Origin of the sequence: Andreprevotia chitinilytica DSM 18519 (assembly GCF_000711875.1) — a bacterium.
GTDB lineage: Bacteria > Pseudomonadota > Gammaproteobacteria > Burkholderiales > Chitinibacteraceae > Andreprevotia > Andreprevotia chitinilytica.
The window spans coordinates 32,732-50,510 of record NZ_JONM01000003.1 but is presented as its reverse complement, the minus strand read 5'-3'; the positions used below and the strand labels follow the sequence as shown (position 1 = coordinate 50,510).

Below are 17,779 nucleotides of genomic sequence, written 5' to 3'. Positions count from 1 at the left end.
TTTTGTTTCTCTGCACACCGAATCCAAGCAGGATTCAACGCAGCTCAATACCCCTCAAGCACAATCCCCAAACCTGCAGCAATCCCCGCTTCCAGCTTGGGATCCACCTTCTTGAAATGCGCCAGCATGCGCAGCACGATGCCGTCGCGGGTGACGCCCTTCATCGAGCCGACCAGATTGTCGATCAACAATTGCTGCTGCTCGGTGGTCATCAAGCGGAACAGATCGCCCGGCTGGGTGTAGTGGTCGTGCTCGGTTTCGGCGTGGCTGTATTGATCGGCGCTCACGTCGCCCAGCGGCAAGGCCGGCTCGCGATATTGCGGGGCTTGGGCGGGGGAGCCAGCTACGGAGTTCGGTTCGTAATTCGGGACCGAGCCACCATTGCCATCGAAACGCATGCTGCCGGAGCGCTGGTTATTGTGGAACGGGCATTGCGGTGCGTTCACCGGCAATTGGGCGTAGTTGGTGCCAATGCGGTAGCGATGTGCATCGTTGTACGAGAACAAACGACCCTGCAGCATCTTGTCCGGGCTGAAGCCCATCCCCGGCACGATATTGGCCGGTGATAGCGCGGCTTGTTCGACTTCGGCGAAGTAGTTTTGCGGATTGCGGTTCAATTCCAGCTCGCCCACTTCGATCAACGGGGATTCGGTATGCGGCCAGATCTTGGTGAGATCGAACGGATTCCAGCGGAAGGCCTTGGCTTGGGCATCCGTCATCACCTGAATGCAAACACGCCATTTCGGGAAGTCGCCTTGGTCGATGGCGTTGAACAGATCGCGCTGGGCGTAATCCGGGTCGGTGCCGGCCAAACGTTGCGCCTCGGCCGGATGCAGGTTCTTGATGCCGGCCTTGTTCTTGAAGTGCCACTTCACCCACACGCGCTCGCCGGCCTTGTTGTACAGGCTGAAGGTGTGGCTGGAGAAACCATGTAGGAAGCGATAGCCATCCGGCGTGCCGCGATCAGAGAACAGGATGACGATCTGGTGCAACGCCTCGGGCGACAGCGACCAGAAATCCCACACCATGTTCGGGTCTTTCAGGTTGGTTTGCGGATTGCGCTTCTGGGTGTGGATGAAGTCCGGGAACTTGAGCGGGTCCTTGATGAAGAACACGGGGGTGTTGTTGCCGACCATGTCCCAGTTGCCTTCCTCGGTGTAGAACTTGACCGCGAAGCCACGCGGATCACGCTCGGTATCAGCCGAACCTTGTTCGCCGCCAACCGTGGAGAAGCGCAGGAATACCGGCGTTTCCTTGCCCACTTTCTCGAACAGCTTGGCGCTGGTGTAACGGGTGATGTCCTGCGTGACGCGGAACGTGCCATAGGCACCGGAACCCTTGGCGTGCACCACGCGCTCTGGCACACGTTCGCGGTTGAAGTGAGCGAGTTTTTCAACCAGGTGGATGTCCTGCAACAGCACGGGGCCACGCGGGCCGGCGGTAACGCTGTTCTGGTTATCGGCCACCGGCTGGCCAAAATTGGTGGTGAGGATCGGGTGATCAGACATGACAGGTTCCTTTCATTAGAAACATACAATCCATTCAGGATTAAAGGCGTTTCGCCCGGTTTTGGCTAGCGCAGCGTAGTTCGACCGATCAAAGGCAGGCCGGGAATGCATGGGTCAGGGCATGGCGGAATTATGTGACGGTCCAAATCATTGTTGAAATGAATTGTTTCTTTCAATTCAATGCAAAAAACCAATTAACCTCCAATCGTGCCCGCATCACTTCGCCCTGCCAACTGCCACAAGCCACGCCATAACGATATGCAGAAACAATCGTTCAACCCCATGCTCGCTGGCGGTATCCTGACGTCAACCCGTCATCCTCACCCACCAATATTCCGGAGCCATGTCATGCGCCCCAACCACACGCTGCTACCCACCCTCCTCCCCATTCTTGCGTTCGGCTTCGCCGCCGCCGTGCAGGCCAAACCGCTCACCGTCTGCACCGAAGCCAGCCCGGATGGTTTCGATGTTGTGCAGTACAACTCGCTGACCACCACCAATGCCTCGGCCGATGTGCTGTTCAATCGCCTGGTCGATTACGACGCCACCAGCGGCAAGGTGGTGCCCAGTCTGGCGGAGAAATGGGACGTGAGCGCAGATGGGCTCACCTACACCTTCACCTTGCGCAAAGGCGTGGCGTTCCAGAGCACTGACTATTTCAAACCGAGCCGCCCGCTGAATGCGGACGACGTGCTGTTCACCTTCAACCGCATGCTCGATGCCAATCACCCGTGGCATAAAACGGCAGCCAACGGCTACCCGCACGCCACTTCGTTTCAGCTCGGCAAGATCGTCAAGGCGGTGAAGAAGATCGATGACAACACGGTGCGCTTCGAGCTAACGACGCCCGAAGCCACTTTCGTGCCACTGCTGACGATGGGCTTCGCCTCGATCTACTCGGCCGAATACGCCGACAAGCTCACCCCCGCCAAAGCGATCGAACTGAACAGCAAACCGATCGGCACTGGCCCGTTCGTGCTCAAGAGCTATCAGAAGGACGCGGTGATCCGTTACGACGTGAACCCGAGCTACTTTGGTGCAAAACCGAAAGCGGATCGGCTGATCTTCGCCATCACGCCCGACCCGGTCGTGCGCGTGCAGAAAGTAAAAGCCGGCGAATGCCAGATCGCCCTCTCGCCCAAACCGCAAGACGTGCTGGCTGCGCGCGCCGACAAGAATATGCGGGTGGTGGATACGCATGGCTTCGCCACCGCCTTCATCGCCTTCAACAGCCAGCACAAACCGTTCGACAACGCCAAGGTGCGGCAGGCGCTCAATATCGCCTTCGACAAGAAGACCTATCTCAAGCGGGTGTTCGAAGGCACCGCCGTTGAGGCGGACGGCCCCTACCCGCCCAACACCTGGAGCTACGTCAATCTGCCGGATTACAGCTACGACCCGGTCAAGGCCAAGCAACTGCTGGCCGATGCCGGCTTTCCGAATGGCTTCAGCACCACCATCTGGGTGCGCCCGGCCGGCAGTACGCTCAACCCCAATCCACGTGCCGGTGGTGAGCTGCTGCAAGCTGACTTGGCCAAGATCGGCGTAAAGGCGGAGATCAAGGTGATCGAATGGGGCGAGCTGATCAAACGTGCCAAAGCCGGCGAGCACGACCTGCTGTTCATGGGCTGGAGCGGCGACAACGGCGACCCGGATAACTTCCTCACGCCGCAATTCTCGTGCGCGGCGGTTGAATCCGGCCTGAACTTCGCCCGCTTCTGCGACGCTACGCTCGACAAGGCCATCGCCACCGGCAAGCGGACTGCTGATCAAGCCGCGCGCAGCAAGCAGTATGAAACCGCGCAGAAGATCATCCACGATCAGGCGCTGTGGATTCCGCTGGCGCATCCCTTGAATGCAGCGATCACGACGTCGAACGTGAGTGGCTATAAGGTCAGCCCGTTTGGCCGGCAGGATTTTGCCGGGGTAAACGTGAACTGAAATGGGTTGACCAGCAAAAAGCCCACGCAATGCGTGGGCTTTTTTGTCGCCGGAACAGCTTTGCTGGCCGGGACGCTTCGTTATCTACTGCAGTCACCCCGGCCGGTGAAACCGTCCGGGCTACAGGTTACAAGGCGTGTTTGAGCAAGAGCCGAGTCGGGCCATCGGCCTCGTCAAAACCATACGCTTCAATGTCGGTCTTGCCGCTGGCATGCACCTTGACCAGCGCCCACGCGTACAAGCGATCTTCCACCAATACGGCGTCTTCCTTGGCTGCTTCAAACGGTGAACCGCCCGAGCCAACCATCACCTGCCACGCATGGCCGCCCTTGTCCGCAGTCGGTTGCATCACGTGGAAAATATGCTCATGCCCGCAGAAATACGTGGCGTGGAAATCCTCGATCAGCTGCCAGAACGCTTTCTGATTGTCGGGGAAGTTATCGAGGCCGACCGGGTCCAGCTTGGGCTTGTAGTAATAGGTAAACGCCGGCTTGTGGCCGAAGACGTAGATGCGATTGGCGCCGCGTTGCTTGGCACGGGTCAAGTCATCGAGCAACCAATTGACCGGCGCGTGGCTGTCATTGCCAACCGGGTCGGTGTTGATCACGACGAAGTGACTGCCAGCATAGTCGAATGAATAAGACAGCTGCGATTGATCCGTGCTGATCTTGTCCGGGCCGCCGATTGCCGGGGCATTGTGTGCATCGAACGCGGAGAAATGGCTGCCAACGACCGCCTTCCAGCGCGCGGCATCGACGATCAGGTCGCCCATATTGTCGCGCCAGCTGTCTTCGTTGCTTTGGCGGGCCACCTTATGGACCTTGCCGGCATCGTCCTTGAACTTCTCCTGCACTTCATGATTGCCCGGCACCGGCAGTACGTAAGTACCGGTTTCCATCAGATTGGCCACCATGCCGCGCCAGAAGGCGTATTGCCGGTTGAGCACGTTCTTGTCGGTGGTGTAGCCCATGATCATGTCGCCGTTGAAGAACAGCGCATGCGGCTTTTTGGCCTGAATTTCACGCAGGATGCGGGACCAGGCCTTGGTGTTTTGCAGCCAGATCCGGTTCTGCGCATTCAGGTCCGGGCTGGGTTCTTCGCGGGAATCACCGACGGTGGCAAAAGAGAACACGACCGGATCGCTCTCCTCGACCTCAGTCGCGACAACACGTTGAGCGCTCAAACATGCTGTAAGTGTACTTATTACAAATAATGCAAATAGACGGACACGCACTGTCGTCTCCACGAAATAAAGTGTCAGCAGTATGCCCTAACCTTATTTCGTAGTGACGACAATCCACTTTCAGCGTGCTGAAAACCCGTAGACATCCATTGCCAGTATCCGCTCGGTCACTTTGTCGAAATGGCGCGTTACATCTGGATTGGCCCCGGCGGCACCCAGTGCAACGAAGAGCGGCAACAAGTGTTCCTGCGTCGGATGCGCACGTTCCGCGTCCGGGGCTTGGCGGCGATAGTCGAGCAAGGCCGGCAGATCGCCCGCGGTGAGCTTGGCATGGAACCAGTCCTGAAACGCCGTCACATAGGGTGGCGGCGTTTCGCCATCGCGACCCGGCTCGATCTCATACAGATTGTGCGTGAGGCTGCCGGATGCCAGCAGCAACACGTCGTCATCCAACAGTGGCGCCAGCGCGTGGCCAAGCTGGTAATGCCATGCCGGGCTTTGCCGGTTATTGATCGACACCGGCACCACGGGCACATCGGCCTGCGGATACATGTCTTTCAGCGGCACCCACGCGCCGTGGTCGAGCCCGCGTTCCACATCGATTCGCGCCGGCCAACCGGCATCCTGCAGGCCTTGGGCCAAGCGTTGTGCCAATGCCGGTTCGCCTTGCGTGTCGTAGCGGACGTCATACAGCGGCGCAGGGAAACCATAGAAATCATGGATGGTGCCGTGTTGTGCAGCAGCACCGACGGCCGGCAGCGGCGATGACCAATGCGCAGAAAACACCACCACCGCGCGTGGCTTGGGCAGTGACTCAGCCAGCTTGCGCCAGGCGTAGCCGGTTTCGCCGGCACCCAGCGCCAGCATCGGCGAGCCGTGGGATACGAAAACGGTAGGCAGGCGGGACATGGCAGTACTCCAATCGGTAGCCGACGCATATCAAGCGTCGGATCAATCCATTCAAATCAATTTAACGAGACCGGTACAACACCGGCCTCCTTGGCGTCTTTTACCGCTTAGCGCTTGGGCAGGCGGCTCTTCACCAGCGTCAAGGCACCGTCACCCAGCAAGGCCACAGCCAGCGCAGTCACGGTGAGGAAAATCGGATATTCCCAGCCACCGTGCGGATTGGTGAACGACCAGCCGTTGCCAAAATGCACCGTCGACGCGAAGAACAGCTGGATGGCCAGTGCAGCAGCCACCCAACGCGGCAGGATACCCAGAATCAGGAAGAGGCCACCGCCAATTTCAGCGAACGTCGCCGGATAGGCGATCCAGCCGGGGAAGCCGACCGAAGCGAAAAACTGCGCCGTGCCCGGCAGGGTAAACACGAACAGCTTGGTAAAGCCGTGGGCGAGAAACATCACGCCCAGCGCGGCACGCAGTAGAAAAATGCCCCAGGGGGCGGTACGGGACTCAGCGTTCATGGTCTTGCTCCTGTTCAATCCTGTTCAAGTGATGGAGCAAGTCTAATCGCGGACAAATTCGGGATAAACATGCGAATCAGCAATTACTCATCGCAAATACCGGGACAATCAAATATCGACGCCGATCGACGCCAAGCTGTTCGGGTCATAGAGCGATGGCAACACGCTTGAGCCATTGGCCGTTTCCACCACCAAGGCCGGCACACCGCGCACACCATGGCGACGCATGGCTTGCTGACCGGCTTCGATACGCGCTTTGACGGCTTGCACCACGTCCGGCGCGGTCAGCTGGGCAATAAAGGCATCGCGTTCCAGGCCAAACTTCACCGCCACGCTAGCCAGCACTTGCGGATCACTCACGTCTTGCCCTTGCACATAGCGCAATTGCTGCAGCGCCTCCAGCACTTCCAGCCCCTGCGCCGGCGTATGGGTTTCGATCAGGTGGAACGCCACCGTCATCAGCCACGAATCGAAGCGACCGCCGGCGTCGAGCACATCTTGCTTGTAGGCATCCGAAAAAACCTGCCCGGTCATTTTCATGATGCGTTGGTCGTTCTGCCACGCGTAGGCGGCAAAACCGGCATCCATCTCACGGCCACCATCACGAGCGAACAGGCCGGTCGGGGTGAGTTTGAATGGCTTGGCCTGTTGCTTGATCACCGCACGGACAATCGGGTGGGCGCCGTAGCACCAGCCACAGAGGGGATCGAACAGCAATTCAAACGAATGAGGTTGTGTAGCCATGATTGAGATACCTGATGGTTCTGGATTGAAGAGGGATTGGAAGCGTCGGATGGAGATGGGGACGACAGCAAAAATTTGTAGACGACCGGTCTAATCATAAATTAGTATCCGGCCATCATGGTAAAAAGACGTCACGAAGACACCCGCGAACATCTGCTCGCGACCGGTGAATCGATCATCCTCGGCAAAGGCTTTTCCGCCGTCGGCATCGCCGAAGTGCTGTCTGCCGCCGACGTGCCCAAGGGCTCGTTCTACCACTACTTCGCCTCGAAAGAAGCGTTCGGTGCCGCCCTGCTGGAGCGCTACTTCACGGAGTATCTCGGCCACGTCAATGCCTTGTTCAACGAACCCGGCACCGGCGCGGAAAAGCTGATGCGGTACTGGACCGGCTGGCTGACCACCTACAGCCTTTGCCGTTGCGAGGAACAATGCCTGGTCGTGAAACTGAGCGCCGAAGTATCCGACCTTTCCGAAGCGATGCGCGCGGAACTCAAGCTCGGCACCGACCGCGTGATCTCCCAGCTGACGCGAGTGATGGAAAGCGGCATCGCTGATGGCTCCTTACCAGCGCTCGATCCAGCCCACACCGCGCAAGTGCTCTACCAACTGTGGCTGGGCGCGAGCCTGCTCACCAAGGTGCGGCTTGATAACAGCGCTCTTGAAGCCGCACTGAGCGCCACCAGATCCATGCTCAAGCAACCGTAGCGAACAATCCGAATCCGACGGTCTGAACGTTTCAGGCCGTTTTTTTGCAGCAAATTCTAGACGACCGGTCTAGTTATCTCAGACTTGCGAGGAGCAAACCATGCAGTCCTTCGACTTCTACAATCCTGTTCACATCGTTTTCGGCGAAGGCCGGATCAAGAATCTGGCCACGCTGGTGCCGGCCGGCAGTCGCGTACTGGTGTTGTACGGCGGTGGCAGCGTGAAGAAAAACGGCACGCTCGATGAAGTGAACAGTGCGCTGGCTGGCTTCACCACTTTTGAATTCGGCGGCATTGAAGCCAACCCGGGTTTCGAGACGCTGATGCGTGCCGTCGAACTGGTGAAGGCGGAAAAGATCGACTTCCTGCTCGCGGTGGGTGGCGGCTCGGTGCTCGACGGCACCAAGTTCGTCGCCGCGGCTTCGGTCTATGAAGGCGACGATCCGTGGGACATCCTGACCAGCTTCGGCGCCAAGATCACCGCCGCCCTGCCCTTGGGTGCAGTGCTCACGTTGCCCGCAACCGGCTCGGAAATGAACAACGGTGGCGTGATTACCCGCTACGCGACACACGACAAACTGTTTTTCGGCAGCAACAAGACCTTCCCCAAGTTCTCCATCCTCGACCCGGTCAAGACCTACACCCTGCCCCCGCGCCAAGTCGCCAACGGGGTGGTCGATGCCTTCACCCACGTGATGGAGCAATACCTCACCTATCCGGCGGATGCCCCGGTGCAGGACCGCTTCGCCGAAGGCCTGCTGCAGACACTGATCGAACTCGGCCCCAAGGTGATCGCCACCCCGCACGATTACCAAGTACGCGCCAACCTGATGTGGGCCGCCACCATGGCGCTCAACGGCTTGATCGGCGCTGGCGTGCCGCAGGATTGGGCGACACACATGCTCGGCCACGAACTGACTGCGCTGTATGGTCTGGATCACGCGCAAACGCTGGCTGTCGTGCTGCCGTCGATGCTGCAAGTGCGCCGCGCCGACAAGCGCGCCAAGCTGCTGCAATACGCGGAACGTGTCTGGGGCATTCGTGAAGGCGACGAAGAGGCGCGCATCAATGCCGCCATCGCCAATACGCGCGAGTTCTTCGAGAGCGTCGGCGTAAAAACGCGCCTGCCGGACTACAGCGTCGGCCGCGAAGCCATTGATCGCGTGCTCGGCCAGCTCGAAAAGCATGGCATGACGCAGCTGGGCGAGCACCGCAATGTGACGCTCGCTACCAGCCGGCAAGTGCTGGAAAGCTGCTTCTAAGCCCTCTCTACCTTCCTTCTGGCGGCACCAAGTGGTGCCGCCCTTCCCTCGCACAGGTCATCTCATGTCACTGCAAAATCGTCGCATCGTCATGGCATCGCGCCCTAAGGGTGCACCGACGCCAGACAATTTCCGTCTCGAAACCACCACCGTTCCAGCCCCAGCCGCTGGCGAGGTGCTACTGAAAACGCTGTCCCTCTCGCTCGACCCATACATGCGCGGCCGCATGAGCGATGCGCCTTCCTACGCACCGCCACTCGAATTGAATGATGTGATGGTCGGCGGCACGGTCAGCCGCGTTGAAGCCTCCAATCATCCGGGCTATCAGGTTGGTGATGTGGTCTTGGGCTTCTCCGGCTGGCAGGAATACGAGATTTCCAACGGTGAAGGGCTGACCAAGCTTGATCGATCCCTCACCCAACCGTCGCTCGCGCTGGGCGTGCTTGGCATGCCGGGCTTCACTGCCTATCTGGGCCTGCTCGATATCGGCAACCCGCAAGCGGGTGAAACGGTCGTGGTCGCAGCAGCCACCGGTGCTGTCGGCTCGGTGGTGGGCCAGATCGCCAAGCTCAAAGGTTGCCGTGTGATCGGCATTGCTGGCGGTGCGGAGAAATGTCGCTATGCAGTCGAAGAACTCGGTTTCGATGCGTGCCTTGATCACCGCGCTGATAACTTGGCGGCTCAGCTTGCAGCTGCCAGCCCGAATGGCATCGATGTGTATTACGAAAATGTCGGCGGCAAGGTGTTTGATGCCGTCATGCCATTGCTGAACGACAATGCGCGTGTACCCATTTGCGGCGTGATTTCGCAGTACAACGCCGAATCGCTGCCTGCCGGCCCGGATCGTCTGCCACTACTGACCAGCTTGTTGTTGAAGAAGCGTATCCGCATGCAGGGCTTCATCATCCTCGATCACTGGCATCGTTATGGCGAGTTTGCTGCGGCCATGGGCCCTTGGCTGAAAGCCGGCCAGATCAAGTTCCGCGAAGACATCGTTGCCGGTCTTGAGAATGCGCCGCAGGCATTCATCGGGCTGTTGGAAGGACGCAACTTCGGCAAGTTGGTCATACGCGTGGCGGACTAAGCCATCGGCGGGACAGTAAGGGCAGAAATGCCCTGCTGTCCGCCATTGCCGACGTTACTGCGGCACGCCTTCCTGCCACTGCGCCCAATGCTTCACGATGTTGTCCACCAGCGGCCAGCCGGCCAGATACAGATTCTGCACTGCCGGCACAAAGCCGCCTTGCTGCTGATAACCAAGCAGATTGTCCATAGCAGACATTCCCTTGGGGGGCCGATCAAAATCCGACCCCGTGCGTAGCACCGCTACGCGACTGACGTCGGTCAACCCGGCAGCCGCACCGCGCTTGAGCACCTCATACGTGGCATTGTCTTCCTGCTGCGTAGTGCAATACACGCCCTTGCCGTCGGTCAACAATTTCGTCCAGTCACGGGCACGTTCACCAAGCTTGGCGCCGGAAAACCAGGTATCGCCCGCCAGGGTGTCACATTGCGTGACCACAGGCGGCTTATTGGCTGGCGCGTAGGCATACTTGGCACGAAAAGCCTGCGCTTCCTTGCTGTCGCTGAGTTTGGCGTCCTTGGAGAGCGCCAGGGCCTTTTGCAACAGCGGCTCGTTCAACTGGAACACTTCGGTGCGGTAATCCAATGGGGGTTTATCGTCCGGGCTCCTGGTATTGATACCGAGGTAACCCGTTTCCCAGCCCTTGGGAATCTCACGCGCATCCAGCTCCCACTGAATGCCGAAATCCACCAGATAGCGCGCCCAAGCCGCCGTACCCAAGGTGCCCTGCTTGGGATCGATCCCGGCAATCCCGGCGACCAGGAAATACGTCTTGGTCAAATCGAACTGGCGTGACCAGACCAAAGCCGCCACCGAAGCCGCCGCGTTGGCATGGCCCATGCCAGTGGTCAGCACGCACACATCGTCGGCGTTGCAATGAATCACCGGGTAGTCGGGCGACAGGCCGGGAACGGCAATGGCGTCGTTGGCATGGATATGATTCAGCCAGGTCTGGCCTTCCGGGCCAAACATGGAAACGATCATGACCTTGACCGGGCGCGGTGCTGCGGTATCTGCATAAACACCGGTAATGGTCAGCAGGCTCATCAATGCCGCAGTAGCGGCATTTCGCTTGTTCCTTAACATCGGGATAGCTCCATGGATAGTGGTCAGGATCTCGGCAAGCAGCGCCGTGTGCGCGGCGCGCAATATCATTTGGCACAGCATAATCAATCCCGCTCAACCTGACAGCCCGGGAAAGTCGCATAACCACTATATGGTTTGGTCGTGTAACTCACGCAAGCCAAAAACAACAAAGCCACGCATTGCGTGGCTTTGTTGTTGGAACCGACTGCAGAACTAACTGCGCGGCTTATTCCTTCGGCGGAGTCAGTGCACGACCGTATTCGACCTTGATGCCGCCCTTGAGCCCGGCCAGATAATTGCCGATCTCCACTTGGCCATACATCTGGCTCAGTTGTTGCACCAGCTTCTGCCGCATATCAGGCGTCAAAGCAGGAGCCGGAACAGCCTTCACAACCTTGTAGATCACGAAACCGCGCCCGACATCACCACCCGCATAAGCTGGCAACTTGTCCGCCGGCGCAGCGAAAATCGTGCTCAACTGCTTGGGATCAATCGCACGCTCACCAACACGGGCCACTTCTTTCGGCTCGCTCCAGGTGAGCGCAACATTGTCGCCCTTCTGCAACGCTGCCAGCTTCTTCGCACCGTCTGCAGCTGCCAGCTTGATCGCTTTCTCCAGCTTGAGCTTGTTCTGGATATCCGGCATAACCGTCGCCAACGGCGGGATTTGCGCAGCCTTGTAATCAACGACGCGAGCAGAAACCACAGTGCCCGGCGCGACTTCAACACCATCGGTGTTGTGCTTTTTCTTCAGCACATCATCACCAAACACAGCTTCAGCCAGCTTCGGGTTGTTCAACATCGGATCTTGCGCGCCAGTGCGGGTCACCCAGCCGCTGGTTTGCACTTGCAGCTTGAAAGCATCAGCCACCGGCTTGAGGCTATCTGCCTGCTGGTAAACCATATCGTTGAACTTGCCCTTTTGCGCGGCGAAGGCGGCTTGCGCTTTCTGTTGCTTGAGCTTTTCGAGAATCTGCGGCTTCACATCGGCGAGCGTCTTGGTCTTCACATCGTCGAGCTTGATGATGTGATAGCCGAAATCGGTTTCGACAACGTCGGAAACCTGGCCCTTGGCGAGCTTGAAGACGGCTTCCTTGAATGGCGCAACAAAGCTCACGTCCTGACCGAACCAACCCAAGTCACCGCCATTCGGCGCTGAACCAGGATCTTGGGAGTTAGCTTTTGCGAGCTCTGCAAACTTGGCCGGATTGGCCTTCACTTGCTTGAGCAGCTCTTCAGCCTTGGCACGCGCCGCTTTCTTCTCATCGGCCGACGCCGTCTTCGGCGCAGCAATGAGGATATGTGCAGCCTTGCGCTCTTCCTTGGTCAAATCGGCTTTGTGGGCATCGAAGTACTTTTGTACATCGTCGTCGCTGATTGTCTGCTCGGCAGCCAATGCAGCTTGCGACAGCACCACGTATTCCAGCTTGGCCATCTCTGGTGCTTTCAGCTCGGCTTGATGCTGATCGTAGTATTGCTTGACCTCGGCATCGCTGACGCTGGCCTGCGCGAGGAAGTCTTCCGGCTTGATGATGGCTGCGGCAACTGCACGCTTTTCGCCCATCAACTTGGCCAGACGATCGAGTGTCGGGTTGGCCTGGATACCGCTGAGCATGAACGACGACAACAGCTGGCGAGTTGCCAGGTCATCGCTCACGCGCTTTTCAAACTGATCAACCGTCATTTGCTGCGAAGCCAGCAAATCCTGATAGCGCTTCGGGCTGAACTGGCCGTTTTCCTGGAACGCCGGAACTGCCGCAATGGTGTCCTGCAACTGTTGCTTGCTCGGCACGAAATTGAGCTTCTTCGCCTGCGCCAGCATCATCCGCTGACGAACGACTTGTTCCAGCAGCATCGGGCGCATTTCATCGCTGATTGCTTGCCCACCAGCCGCTTCAGCCAAGTCACGATCCGTGATTTGCTGGCCGGCAACCTTGGCGAGATAGTCACCGCCACCTTGCATGGCGCTATAGCCCGTGAGGCCGAAACCGACCACGAGGCCGAGGGAAACCAATCCCAGTACGACCTGCACTGCTGTTTTATTTTTTTCTACGAACTCGAACATGGTGAAAAGCAACTCCGCGAGGTTTCGCGCCGTATGATGCCAGAAGCGATAGACGCTGTCTCGCCGTAATAATCATTGGCCCCAAGCACCTGCTTTCAGTCCCTTGCCCGCACCGTTTTCCTGTAGCTGTACGGCTGTGCCAACACCCTGTATGTACGTGCGTGATCTGGACTTGCACTTCAATAGTGCAGAGATATGAATTGGCAATAACAGGGATAGCTTCAAGAAATAACAGGCAAGAAAAAAGCCAAGCTTTTCAGCTTGGCTTTTTTCTTCATTCTGGCGGAGCGGACGGGACTCGAACCCGCGACCCCCGGCGTGACAGGCCGGTATTCTAACCAACTGAACTACCGCTCCAGAGAGACAGCGATTGTAGCAGGCCTCAGAAACTTTGCAAGAGGTTTTCACCGGAATTGCTTGAAACTGAACTGCTCGAATCACTGTGGTGGGTAGTAGTGGATTCGAACCACCGACCCCCTGCGTGTGAAGCAGGTGCTCTAACCAACTGAGCTAACCACCCATCGTCTAGTTCGTCACCGCATTACTGCAGTGACGAAAGACAATCATTGTACTGCATCTTTCAGGGATTTGCCAGCTCTGAATTTCGGTTGCTTGGCAGCCTTGATCTTGATGGTCTCGCCAGTACGCGGATTGCGGCCGTTACGCGCTTCGCGTTCAGCAACGTAGAACGTGCCAAAACCGACGAGCGTCACTTCCTCACCCTTGTTCAGTGCAGCCGAAACTGCATCAACGGTTGCATCAAGCGCTTTACCGGCAGCAGCCTTGGACAGGCCTGCAGCTTCAGCGATGGCATCAATCAATTCGGATTTATTCACTTACGTCCCCTTTCATTCTGGTTAAATGGTTCCGGTCGGCCGATTGCCTGAGCTTTATAGCAAGCGGCAAAATCACGTGTCAACTAGTGTTTGGTGAGCTGTTGGCCCGCTTCAACGCTTGGATTCACGCTGCTTTGCGGCAAAATCGCCTCAGGATTTTCCGTGCCTTCTTCCAGCGGTTGCGGATGGCGCTCAAGCGCATGCTCGAGGACCTGATCGAACCACTTTACCGCGTGGATGGCAAGGCCACGCTTCACATTGTCCGGAATTTCCGCCAAATCCTTGACGTTCCCCTCCGGAATCAATACTTGCTTGATCCCGCCGCGATGCGCAGCGAGCAATTTTTCCTTCAAGCCACCGATCGGCAACACCTCGCCACGCAAGGTGATTTCACCGGTCATCGCCACATCGCAGCGCACCGGAATGCCAGTCAACACCGACGTCAGCGCCGAGGCGATTGCAATGCCCGCAGACGGCCCGTCCTTGGGCGTAGCGCCTTCCGGCAGGTGGATGTGCATGTCGAACTTCTGATAGAAGTCCGGATCGATGCCAAGCGCCTTGGCGCGGCTTCTTACAACCGATAGGGCGGCTTGGATCGACTCTTGCATCACATCGCCAAGCTTACCGGTCTGGATCATCTTGCCCTTACCCGGCAGCTTGACCGCCTCGATGGTCAGCAATTCGCCACCCACCTCGGTCCAGGCAAGGCCGGTGACTTGACCAATCTGGTTCTGCTGCTCCGCGACGCCATAGTCGTAACGATGTACACCAAGGTACTTGTCGAGATTCTTGGGCGTGACAGCGATCTTCTTATCCGACGGCTTCAGCAACAGCGCCTTGATGACTTTGCGGCAAATCTTGGCGATCTCGCGATCAAGTGCACGCACTCCAGCTTCCCGCGTATAGAAGCGCACGATATCGCGCACGGCCGCGTCGGAAATGGCCAATTCGCCATCCTTCACGCCGTTGTTCTTCATCTGCTTGGGTACAAGGTATTTGAGCGCGATGTTGACCTTTTCGTCTTCGGTGTAACCCGACAGACGGATCACTTCCATCCGGTCCAGCAAAGCCGGCGGGATGTTCAGTGAGTTGGCCGTTGCAACGAACATCACGTCCGAAAGGTCGTAATCCACCTCAAGGTAGTGGTCGTTGAACGCGTGGTTCTGCTCCGGATCGAGCACCTCCAACAGCGCCGAGGAAGGATCGCCACGGAAATCCTGGCCGAGCTTGTCCACTTCATCTAACAGGAACAGCGGGTTCTTCACGCCGACTTTGGTCATGCTCTGCACGATCTTGCCAGGCATCGAACCGATGTAGGTACGGCGGTGACCACGAATTTCGGCTTCGTCACGCACGCCGCCAAGTGCCATGCGCACGAACTTGCGGCCGGTGGCACGAGCAATGCTCTCACCCAAGGAGGTCTTGCCGACGCCCGGAGGGCCTACCAGGCACAGAATCGGCGCTTTCAGCTTATCGACCCGGCTTTGCACCGCGAGATACTCGACAATGCGTTCCTTGACCTTATCCAGCCCATAGTGATCGGTATCCAGCACGCCTTCGGCAGCATGCAAATCCTTGCTGATCTTGCTCTTTTTCTTCCAGGGCACGCCGATCAGCGTATCGATGTAGTTGCGAACCACCGTCGCTTCCGCACTCATCGGGCTCATCATGCGCAGCTTTTTCAGCTCAGCATCGGCCTTGTCGCGGCCTTCCTTGCTCATGCCAGCAAGCTTGATCTTCTTTTCCAGATCGTCCAGATCAGCGTTCTCGTCAAGTTCGCCGAGTTCCTTCTGGATCGCCTTGACCTGCTCGTTCAGGTAGTACTCGCGCTGGCTCTTCTCCATCTGCCGCTTCACGCGGCCGCGGATGCGCTTTTCCACCTGCAGGATGTCGAGTTCGGTTTCCAGCTGCTTAAGCAGGTGCTCAATGCGCTTCTTGACATCGGGCATCTCGAGAATGGCTTGTTTCTGCTCAAGCTTGAGCGGCAGATGCGCCGCGACGGTATCAGCGAGACGGCCGGCAGATTCAATCCCGGCCAGGGAGGTCAGGATCTCCGGCGGAATCTTTTTGTTCAGCTTCACGAACTGGTCGAACTGCGCCAACAAGGTACGGCGCATCGCTTCGACTTCGTGACCTTCGTCTTCGTCGATCGTGAACGGCATCGCTTCGGCGCGGAAATAGCCGTCTTCGTCAAACAGACCGGTCACGTCAGCGCGCTGCAGGCCTTCGACGAGCACCTTGACCGTGCCATCGGGCAGCTTCAGCAGCTGCAGCACCGTTGCAATGGTACCAACGGGATAGATATCGCCCAGCGATGGCTCGTCCTTCTGGGCGTTTTTCTGCGCAGCCAGAAGGATATGCTTGCCACCATCCATCGCCGCCTCAAGCGCGCGAATCGACTTCGGCCGGCCTACGAACAAGGGGATGACCATGTGCGGGAACACGACGACGTCGCGCAACGGCAACATCGGGTAAACGGCGGACTCGGTCAGTAGTTTGTGATTTTCGGACATGAGATTCGCCTGCGGGAAAACATGGGAGTGGTTCTGATAATGTGGCCTCACGGCCACAAATTCAACGCCGCCGAGCACGTGTGTGCAAGGCGGCGTCAAAAGTATTGCTAGAACAGCAACTTACGCAGCAGCAGGTTGATCGTTTTCTACAGCCACCAGCTCGGGTTTGGCTGCCTCCAGAATGACTGGCGCATCGACAACGACCTTGGCGATCCCTTCCAGTGCCGGGAGCTCATACATCGTATCGAGCAACGAGCCTTCCAGAATCGAGCGTAACCCACGCGCACCCGTCTTGCGTTCCATCGCCTTCTTGGCGATCGCAGCAAGGCCGGCTTCGGTTACATCCAACTCGACGCCTTCCATCTCGAATAGACGCTGATATTGCTTCACCAGCGCATTCTTCGGTTCGGTCAGAATCGATACCAGCGCAGCTTCATCAAGCTCATCCAGCGTAGCGATCACCGGCAAACGACCGACAAATTCCGGGATCAAGCCAAAACGGATCAGATCATCCGGCTCAACTTCATGCAACAGCTTGCCGATGCCAGTGTTGTCATCCTTATTGACGACCTGCGCGCCAAACCCGATACCGCCCTTCACCGAGCGGTTACGGATAATCTTGTCGAGCCCCTCGAACGCGCCACCGCAAATGAAAAGGATATTGGTCGTATCGACCTGTGGCATGTCTTGATTCGGGTGCTTGCGGCCACCATGCGGTGGCACCGAGGCCACCGTACCCTCGACCAGCTTCAGCAGTGCTTGCTGCACGCCTTCGCCCGATACATCGCGGGTGATCGACGGGTTCTCGGACTTGCGGGCAATCTTGTCGATTTCATCGATATAGACAATGCCGCGCTGCGCCTTCTCGATGTCGTAATCGCATTGCGCCAACAGCTTGGCGATGATGTGTTCGACATCTTCGCCCACATAGCCCGCTTCGGTCAGCGTGGTCGCATCGGCGATCACGAACGGCACATCCAAGAGCCGTGCCAGCGTTTGCGCCAACAGCGTCTTGCCAGAGCCGGTCGGCCCGATCAGCAGGATGTTGGATTTGGACAGCTCAACGCCGTCAGGCGCTGTCGAGGTCTTGGTCGATAAGCGCTTGAAGTGGTTGTACACCGCCACGGCCAGAATCTTCTTGGCACGGCGCTGGCCAATCGCATACTGATCAAGTGCGGCGCTGATTTCAGTCGGCAGCGGCAGCTTCTTGCCAGATGGCGTCGTCGGCTCGCCGATCAGCAACTGAGCCGCTTCATCCTTGAGCACGTCATTGCACAGCTCGATGCATTCATTGCAGATAAACACATCCGGACCGGCAATGAGCTTCTTCACCTCGTGCTGGCTTTTGCCGCAAAACGAGCAGTACAACAGTTTTTCGTGAGTTTTATCGGTCATCGTGTCGGCCAATGAAAAACCGCCAGAGCGA

At 58.0% G+C, this 17,779-nt stretch carries 14 protein-coding genes and 2 tRNA genes; 4 read left to right on the top strand and 12 right to left on the bottom strand.

Annotation, left to right across the window (positions count from 1 at the left end):
* Positions 1-44: 44 nt before the first annotated feature.
* Entirely contained in the window at positions 45-1,508 is a 1,464-nt protein-coding gene (locus tag BR41_RS05470; protein WP_035053934.1) for a catalase, read from the bottom strand.
* Between the two features lie 348 nt (positions 1,509-1,856).
* On the opposite strand from BR41_RS05470, the gene BR41_RS05465 reads away from it, so the two are divergent.
* Positions 1,857-3,449, top strand: a complete 1,593-nt coding sequence (locus tag BR41_RS05465; RefSeq protein WP_084186854.1) for an ABC transporter substrate-binding protein — start codon at positions 1,857-1,859, stop codon at positions 3,447-3,449.
* Between the two features lie 127 nt (positions 3,450-3,576).
* On the opposite strand, the gene BR41_RS05460 is transcribed toward BR41_RS05465, so the two are convergent.
* The 4 genes from BR41_RS05460 to BR41_RS05445 form a co-directional block, all read right to left on the bottom strand.
* On the bottom strand, positions 3,577-4,581 hold the full coding sequence (locus BR41_RS05460) for a metallophosphoesterase family protein (RefSeq protein WP_035053932.1): 1,005 nt from the start codon (positions 4,579-4,581) through the stop codon (positions 3,577-3,579).
* A gap of 171 nt (positions 4,582-4,752) precedes the next feature.
* On the bottom strand, positions 4,753-5,541 hold the full coding sequence (locus tag BR41_RS05455) for a dioxygenase family protein (protein WP_035053930.1): 789 nt from the start codon (positions 5,539-5,541) through the stop codon (positions 4,753-4,755).
* A 107-nt stretch (positions 5,542-5,648) separates the two neighbouring features.
* Positions 5,649-6,059, bottom strand: a complete 411-nt coding sequence (locus BR41_RS05450; RefSeq protein ID WP_035053922.1) for a DoxX family protein — start codon at positions 6,057-6,059, stop codon at positions 5,649-5,651.
* A gap of 108 nt (positions 6,060-6,167) precedes the next feature.
* A complete protein-coding gene (locus tag BR41_RS05445; protein ID WP_035053921.1) occupies positions 6,168-6,803 on the bottom strand; it encodes a DsbA family protein in 636 nt (211 codons plus the stop codon).
* A gap of 117 nt (positions 6,804-6,920) precedes the next feature.
* Between BR41_RS05445 and BR41_RS05440 the strand changes: the two genes are divergently transcribed.
* The 3 genes from BR41_RS05440 to curA all read left to right on the top strand — a co-directional run bounded on the left by BR41_RS05440 (position 6,921) and on the right by curA (position 9,853).
* Complete coding sequence (locus tag BR41_RS05440; RefSeq protein WP_035053917.1) at positions 6,921-7,508, top strand: TetR/AcrR family transcriptional regulator; 588 nt, start codon at positions 6,921-6,923, stop codon at positions 7,506-7,508.
* 100 nt (positions 7,509-7,608) lie between these two features.
* Entirely contained in the window at positions 7,609-8,769 is a 1,161-nt protein-coding gene (locus BR41_RS05435; RefSeq protein WP_035053907.1) for an iron-containing alcohol dehydrogenase, read from the top strand.
* 64 nt (positions 8,770-8,833) lie between these two features.
* Positions 8,834-9,853, top strand: coding sequence for an NADPH-dependent curcumin/dihydrocurcumin reductase (gene curA, locus BR41_RS05430; protein WP_035053904.1), 1,020 nt, complete (start codon positions 8,834-8,836; stop codon positions 9,851-9,853).
* Positions 9,854-9,907: 54 nt separating this feature from the next.
* Here the strand turns inward: curA and BR41_RS05425 are convergent, their stop codons facing one another.
* The 7 genes from BR41_RS05425 to clpX all read right to left on the bottom strand — a co-directional run bounded on the left by BR41_RS05425 (position 9,908) and on the right by clpX (position 17,748).
* Positions 9,908-10,939: a purine-nucleoside phosphorylase gene (locus BR41_RS05425; RefSeq protein ID WP_035054293.1), complete on the bottom strand. Its 1,032-nt coding sequence runs from the start codon at positions 10,937-10,939 to the stop codon at positions 9,908-9,910.
* A gap of 226 nt (positions 10,940-11,165) precedes the next feature.
* Complete coding sequence (locus BR41_RS05420; protein ID WP_035053902.1) at positions 11,166-13,004, bottom strand: peptidylprolyl isomerase; 1,839 nt, start codon at positions 13,002-13,004, stop codon at positions 11,166-11,168.
* Between the two features lie 280 nt (positions 13,005-13,284).
* Positions 13,285-13,361 (bottom strand) — tRNA-Asp (locus tag BR41_RS05415).
* Positions 13,362-13,447: 86 nt separating this feature from the next.
* A tRNA-Val gene (locus BR41_RS05410) sits at positions 13,448-13,524 on the bottom strand.
* Positions 13,525-13,567: 43 nt separating this feature from the next.
* Positions 13,568-13,840, bottom strand: a complete 273-nt coding sequence (locus BR41_RS05405) for an HU family DNA-binding protein (RefSeq protein ID WP_035053900.1) — start codon at positions 13,838-13,840, stop codon at positions 13,568-13,570.
* Between the two features lie 83 nt (positions 13,841-13,923).
* Positions 13,924-16,353 (bottom strand): endopeptidase La, encoded by a 2,430-nt coding sequence (gene lon, locus BR41_RS05400; protein ID WP_035053898.1) that lies wholly within the window; start codon positions 16,351-16,353, stop codon positions 13,924-13,926.
* Between the two features lie 120 nt (positions 16,354-16,473).
* Positions 16,474-17,748, bottom strand: coding sequence for an ATP-dependent Clp protease ATP-binding subunit ClpX (gene clpX / locus BR41_RS05395; RefSeq protein ID WP_035053896.1), 1,275 nt, complete (start codon positions 17,746-17,748; stop codon positions 16,474-16,476).
* Positions 17,749-17,779 lie beyond the last annotated feature (31 nt).